At 54.6% G+C, this 5,929-nt stretch carries 7 protein-coding genes, 1 pseudogene and 1 CRISPR repeat array; of the genes and pseudogenes, 6 read left to right on the forward strand and 2 right to left on the reverse strand.

The features are described 5' to 3' along the window. Window positions 1-269, reverse strand: a 269-nt coding sequence (locus AAKU61_RS21935; RefSeq protein WP_354335680.1) for a Tn3 family transposase, incomplete at its 3' end; no start/stop codon positions are given. A gap of 132 nt (window positions 270-401) precedes the next feature. Then, a CRISPR array of direct repeats spans window positions 402-1,269; the repeat unit is 28 nt; unit sequence TTTCTAAGCTGCCTGTGCGGCAGTGAAT. Window positions 1,270-1,286: 17 nt separating this feature from the next. On the opposite strand from AAKU61_RS21935, the gene AAKU61_RS21940 reads away from it, so the two are divergent. Further along, window positions 1,287-1,718 (forward strand): hypothetical protein, encoded by a 432-nt coding sequence (locus AAKU61_RS21940; RefSeq protein ID WP_354335692.1) that lies wholly within the window; start codon window positions 1,287-1,289, stop codon window positions 1,716-1,718. 129 nt (window positions 1,719-1,847) lie between these two features. On the opposite strand, the gene AAKU61_RS21945 is transcribed toward AAKU61_RS21940, so the two are convergent. After that, window positions 1,848-2,957: an NAD(P)-dependent alcohol dehydrogenase gene (locus AAKU61_RS21945; protein ID WP_354335682.1), complete on the reverse strand. Its 1,110-nt coding sequence runs from the start codon at window positions 2,955-2,957 to the stop codon at window positions 1,848-1,850. Between the two features lie 822 nt (window positions 2,958-3,779). On the opposite strand from AAKU61_RS21945, the gene AAKU61_RS21950 reads away from it, so the two are divergent. The 5 genes and pseudogenes from AAKU61_RS21950 to AAKU61_RS21970 form a co-directional block, all read left to right on the forward strand. Next, complete coding sequence (locus AAKU61_RS21950; protein ID WP_354335684.1) at window positions 3,780-4,154, forward strand: fasciclin domain-containing protein; 375 nt, start codon at window positions 3,780-3,782, stop codon at window positions 4,152-4,154. Between the two features lie 3 nt (window positions 4,155-4,157). After that, entirely contained in the window at window positions 4,158-4,370 is a 213-nt protein-coding gene (locus tag AAKU61_RS21955; RefSeq protein ID WP_354335686.1) for a hypothetical protein, read from the forward strand. 13 nt (window positions 4,371-4,383) lie between these two features. Continuing rightward, window positions 4,384-4,932 carry a Dps family protein gene (locus tag AAKU61_RS21960; RefSeq protein ID WP_354335688.1) on the forward strand — a complete coding sequence of 183 codons (549 nt, stop codon included), beginning with the start codon at window positions 4,384-4,386 and terminating at the stop codon, window positions 4,930-4,932. 32 nt (window positions 4,933-4,964) lie between these two features. Beyond that, window positions 4,965-5,474 carry a nucleoside deaminase gene (locus AAKU61_RS21965; protein ID WP_354335690.1) on the forward strand — a complete coding sequence of 170 codons (510 nt, stop codon included), beginning with the start codon at window positions 4,965-4,967 and terminating at the stop codon, window positions 5,472-5,474. Window positions 5,475-5,493: 19 nt separating this feature from the next. Continuing rightward, window positions 5,494-5,841, forward strand: a pseudogene (locus AAKU61_RS21970) (transposase zinc-binding domain-containing protein); the annotation flags it as partial. Between the last annotated feature and the right edge of the window lie 88 nt (window positions 5,842-5,929).

Raw genomic sequence — 5,929 nt, forward strand, 5'->3', positions numbered from 1 at the left:
GGTATCTTACCAAATTCTTTGAGCGCCCTGTACAAGGGGTGCTGTTTGGAATACGAATTCAATCGCTTGAAGAGTTGCGATGCCGTCGCCACTTTCCTGCTAACGCATTTTTTGGATTTTCGTGGGTTTGTGTGTAAAGGGAAAGGACATCCTACACAAGTAAATTTCCGGTAACCGTCGTGACACGCAACGTCAAAGATTTTGAAAGTACCGGAGTACAGACACTTAATCCTTTTTTGTAGCTCGGGTGTCAGGTAAAAATCAAACATTCGCAATATTTTCTTAAATTTCAGAAAATCTATGACAATCACATAAAAAATCCATCGTCATACGCAACACTATAGGTCTTCCAATCTTTAGCGACCTGCCTTGCGTGCCCTTCTGCCGTCAATCCCTCGCCATTTCTAAGCTGCCTGTGCGGCAGTGAATTTCTTCACGTGTCGGGTCTTGAAACTCCATCATTTCTAAGCTGCCTGTGCGGCAGTGAATGCGGTTAATGTGGCAGTCGTTGTTGCTATGCTTTTCTAAGCTGCCTGTGCGGCAGTGAATATGACGTCGCTAAAACCTACGCACGTTTGAATTTTCTAAGCTGCCTGTGCGGCAGTGAATATAAAGCAAATCCCGCCGCGCTAGATGCCAATTTTCTAAGCTGCCTGTGCGGCAGTGAATATTAAGAAAAATCTCGAGGATCTTATTTTGACTTTCTAAGCTGCCTGTGCGGCAGTGAATATATTGCCGAGGTGAATCTAACTCTTCCCATATTTCTAAGCTGCCTGTGCGGCAGTGAATGTTCACCCATGTGTGGTGGAGTGGATTCTCGTTTTCTAAGCTGCCTGTGCGGCAGTGAATTGATAGCACAGTCATTTCAGACGCTTCACTAGTTTCTAAGCTGCCTGTGCGGCAGTGAATATGTGAAATTTTCCCGACTTTTCTATTTTTGTTTTCTAAGCTGCCTGTGCGGCAGTGAATATAAAGCAAATCCCGCCGCGCTAGATGCCAATTTTCTAAGCTGCCTGTGCGGCAGTGAATTGATCACTAGAGCTTTGCGCGCTAGTCTTTGCTTTCTAAGCTGCCTGTGCGGCAGTGAATGGCCTGTTGCTGCTCTGCTTCGACTTGCTGACTTTCTAAGCTGCCTGTGCGGCAGTGAATCTTGGCGATGTGTCGCTCGTGCTGATGCTGCTTTTCTAAGCTGCCTGTGCGGCAGTGAATAACTGCCTGTAGTGATCAACCGATGCGTGCTTTTTCTAAGCTGCCTGTGCGGCAGTGCAGACCCGCGTATCGCACGCATCGCACGCCGTTGCCAGGCTTTGCCCGGGCAGGAGTTGTTCCACTATGTAGACGATAAAGGAGAGGTGCAAAACGTCGGCTCAACGGATGTCAACGCTTACCTGGAGGCGGCTTGCAAAGGAAAATTTACCGCCAAAGACTTCCGCACCTGGCATGGCAGCGTTCTGGCTTTGGAGCTGTGGCGCAAGCTTTCAGACGCGGAGCAGCTACAGCCGAACGCTGCCCAGGCAAACCGGCTACTGGCTGAAGTGGCTCACCTGCTCGGAAACACGCTAGCGGTATGTCGAAAATCGTATGTGCATCCGCGAGTGTTAGCGTTACTTTCGGGCGAACCTGAAAGTCGTCAAACTTCAGCAGCCGCAACCAAGCACAAGGCGGGGCTGGTTGCGGGTGAACAAGATTTTTTAGCGTTGCTGGCGGGCAGCAATTAATTTGTACAAGGTCTCTGAGGTACTTTTCTACAACTCGATGCAGCGGTGCGTAACATGGATTCGTTCAGGGCGCACGCACGGAAGGTGACAACTGGATCACCGCTGGTTGCACGGCAATCCCTTCGAGCCCTACGCCAAGTTGGTGGGCACCGGTTCCTCAGCCAGTGACGCCATATCGATGACATAGCGGAAGCGAACTTCACCTTGCTCGATGCGTGAGTAGGCCTCGTTCAGGTCCTGGATGCGCAGCATCTCGATGTCTGGACCGATGCCATGCCGGGCGCAGAAATCAATCACTTCTTGGGTCTCGGCAATGCTTCCGATCAGCGACCCTGAAACGCTTCGACGGTGAAAGGCGACTTGCTGATTGTTGACAGGCTCCATTACTTCCAGCGCACCTACCACCACCAGCGTGCAGTCGCGCTTTAGCAATGGCAGGTAGGGATTCAGGTCGTGGCGCTGCGGCACCGTGGACAACATAAAGTCGAAGCTCGACGCGTGGGCTTCCAAGGCCTTTGCATCACTCTCCAGCACGGCGTCGGCGCCAAGCTTGCGCGCCTCCGCAAGCTTGGCGGCGGTACTGGTAAACATGACGACCTGCGCGCCCATGGCCAGTGCCAGCTTGACGGCCATGTCGCCCAGCCCGCCGAAGCCGATGATGCCGACTTTCTGGCCCGCTTGAACCTTCCAGTGCTTCATGGGTGAGTAGGTGGTGACGCCCGCGCACAGAATGGGCGCGGCGACCTCGGGCTTCAGCGCCGCAGGAATCCTGATCAGGAAGTCGTCCCTCACTACCAACACGTCGGAGTAGCCGCCGTAGGTGTTGTCGCGTCCGTAGGCGTTGAGCCCTCCAGGCGCCAGTTTGGCGGGCACCATGGGCCCGTTGTAGGTGGCCAGCCAACTGTTCGGACCTTCGCAGTAGTTCTGCAGTCCCAGCTTGCACGGCTTGCAATGACGGCAGCTGTCGATCATGCAACCCACGCCGACGATGTCGCCCACGGCGTGCGTCGTCACGCTAGCGCCGATCTTCGTCACACGGCCAACCACTTCGTGGCCTGGCACGCATGGGTATACGGTGTTCGACCACTCGTTCTTTGCCTGGTGGATGTCGGAGTGGCAGACGCCGCAGAACAGCACCTGAATCTGCACGTCGCGCTCGCGCGGCTCTTCCCGTTCAAAGGCGAAGGCGCGCAGAGGGCTGTGCGGGTTATGGGCGGCATAGCCACGGGCGGAGATCATGGGGAATCCTTTCAATAAATGCGTTGTGCTCAACTTGTTCCATATAGGCCGGGGGCCCGCTTCCGTGAGCTGAACGGGCCAGGCTGCAAACGGCGCGATAACACTGCGACATCACGGCTTGGGTCGACTGCTGCACGATCTCCTCTGTTGCCAATCAGGTGCGTAACGTGAGCCACGCCTTAGGTCGTGAGGGTCATAACGAAATATGCTGGGGGTGCATTCGCTGGTCTGTTCGGTGGCGCACACACCATTGAGGATGATGCTTTCTTCGGTGCCCGCCAGACTCTCACCTCGATGCAGCTTTTTACAGAGAAAACCGCAGCGGGCCTCGCAAAGAGACGATTCCCAACAAGCATCGCCAGGCTTGAAACGAGTGACCTTCGAGACCATAGCCTCGACGTTCTCGGCGAAGTCTGTTCCCACCGCGCACGACCACCCCCCATCCGGCTGTGGGGCGGCCAGCCCGAAGATGCGCAGGTGTCGCATTTCTGGGCCGTCAAAGCGGTCGTACTAAGGTGCTGCGCACCACATTTACGGTCCAAACCAAAAAGCTGCACGCCGCCGAACTGGCCAAGGCCACTAAGGGGAGCTGCTGTACGGGGATCAATAGGTGCATCGCAAGCGCCTCCAGAGGGGGCATGCAACGGCACGGCCCATGGCGCGATACTGGGTGAATGCGCCGCAGCGCTCGGTTCGTTGGCGCACAGACGCTTCGTATTTGCAGCAGTAAATTTGGCACTTGCCGCAAGTTCTGCAAAGATCTCGTCGTGCAGGGTACCGCGCAACTGGGGCGCGGCACCCACCCAACTGAAGGAAGACTTTATGAATACCCTGATCGATGTCGTCATTCCCGATGGCCATTTCAAAACGCTGGCCAAATCCTTCACAGCAGTCGGCTTCATTGACGCTTTCAAAGGTGCCGGTCGATTCACAGTTTTTGCCCCCACCGATAATGCGTTCGCCAAACTGCCGCCAGGCACCGTCGACGCCCTGCTAAAAGACAAGGCCAAGTTGAAGTCTATGCTGACCTACCACGTGGTTTCGGGCAAGGTCATGTCGACCGACCTAAAGGCAGGCAACGTGAAGACAGTGCAAGGCAGCGAAGTGATGGCCAGCACCATGGATGGCGCGATGGTGAACGGCGCCAAGGTGGCCGCCGCCCACCGCGCTTTCACATGGACACAACAACGAGGTTAACCCATGAAAATCGCAAGCCAAAGCGTTGTCGAACTCACTCACTGCGCCAAGCTGATCGACAACATCCAGATCGCTATACTGACCACCTTGGACGATGACGGCGCCGTGAGGGCTCTTTCAGGGGTCGATACTCGGTTTCTCGTGGTTGAAATGCCTATCCGTCCAGACCTGATTTGCCCGGTCTGGCTTTCCTCCTTCCAATCACCCAATCACTGAAGAAAGAGTTACTATGAAAAAGCCTAATGAAAAACAAATTGCTGAAGGTCATCAACATCAGGTGGCAGCGTTGCGAACACCGACTGATTTGAAAGCTGCTGCAACCAAAGACATCGCTGCAGCAATGAACGGCATTCTGGCCGATATCTTTGCGCTGTATCTCAAAACCAAAAACTTTCACTGGCACATGTCAGGTCCGCACTTTCGCGACTACCACGTCATGCTCGATGAACAAGCTACGCAAATCTATGAAATGACCGATCCGATCGCCGAACGCATTCGGAAGGTTGGCGGTAACACTCTGCGCTCCATTGGACACATTGCAAGAACCCAACGAATTTTGGACAATGATGCAGAGTACGTTGAACCATCTGACATGTTGGGCGAACTGTGTGATGACAATAAAACACTGGTCTCACGGTTCCGGGAAGCGCATGGCGTGTGCGAGGAGCACGATGACATTGCCACCACAAGCCTGATAGAGGTGTACATCGACGAGACAGAACGCCGTACTTGGTTTCTGTTTGAGGCCAGTCGTCCGCAAGACACGTCTGGGCATTGAATTTTCATGAATCTGCAAGTAGGAGAAATTTGATGTCCCTGCAAGTCGATGAGTGCTGGATGCGGGAAGCGCTCAAAGTTGCCACCTCGCGTGGCAGTGATCCTGCCTCGACACCCATCGGCTGCGTGATCGTATACGATGGCCGGATCATTGGCACTGCGCACAACGAATGCCAGACCCTGCATGATGCGACCGCTCACGCAGAGATGGTGGCCTTTCGGCGAGCTGGACTGGAACTGGCCGCTGCCGACAATCTGGGAGGTCAATTGCATGGCGCAACGCTTTATTCGACCCTTCAGCCATGCGGCATGTGCACGATGGCATCGATCTGGTCAAAGGTCAACCGCATCGTTTTTGGGGCCGGTTGCGATGACGTCCACGAAAGCTATTTTGAGGTGCGCCATGTCAATACCCTCGACTTCATTGCCAAAGCCTACCGCAATGACTTGACGTTCACTGGCGGGGTACTTCGCGACGAATGCGCTCGGCTTTACTATCCTGCAGATACAGTTCCACCCTCAGTTGACCAGGGAAATTTGTAAACAAAAAAACCGGAAAAGCCACACCCCCAAGCCTTATGTCCGTCAAGCCTTTCGCAAATATCCGGAATGCGGCATGTTTGCGCACTTCTTTTCCCTGGCGTGGTGTAACGACTGCGGGTGCGACTACTTCGTGGCCTATTCCTGCAAAGGCCGGGGTGTCTACCTCTCATGCAATATCCGGCGCATGGTGGAGAAGGCCGCGCACCTGACGGATCATGTTTCTCCTCGGCTTCCTGTGCGTCAGTGGGTGCTCTCGGTCTCGAAGCGGCTGCGCGACTTCATGCAGCGCGACGGGGCGGTGCCCAATATGGTGCTGCGCATCTTCCTAAGAATGATTGCGCAAGCACTGCAAAGCCATAGCCAAGGTAAGCGTCCGACGCAACCATCTAGCAATGATGAAATGAACGCGCCACACTCCTTCGTTTCAAAGTTAAGGAGAAGGCATGAGCCACGAC

The organism is Undibacterium sp. GrIS 1.2 (assembly GCF_040544435.1).
Lineage (GTDB): Bacteria > Pseudomonadota > Gammaproteobacteria > Burkholderiales > Burkholderiaceae_D > Undibacterium.

Excerpts from the sequence above, each read along its gene's own strand:
- AAKU61_RS21965 (WP_354335690.1), top strand. The coding sequence starts at position 4,965 with ATGTCCCTGCAAGTCGATGAGTGCTGGATGCGGGAAGCGCTCAAAGTT.
- AAKU61_RS21955 (WP_354335686.1), top strand. The coding sequence starts at position 4,158 with ATGAAAATCGCAAGCCAAAGCGTTGTCGAACTCACTCACTGCGCCAAG.
- AAKU61_RS21950 (WP_354335684.1), top strand. The coding sequence starts at position 3,780 with ATGAATACCCTGATCGATGTCGTCATTCCCGATGGCCATTTCAAAACG.
- AAKU61_RS21960 (WP_354335688.1), top strand. The coding sequence starts at position 4,384 with ATGAAAAAGCCTAATGAAAAACAAATTGCTGAAGGTCATCAACATCAG.
- AAKU61_RS21945 (WP_354335682.1), bottom strand. The coding sequence starts at position 2,957 with ATGATCTCCGCCCGTGGCTATGCCGCCCATAACCCGCACAGCCCTCTG.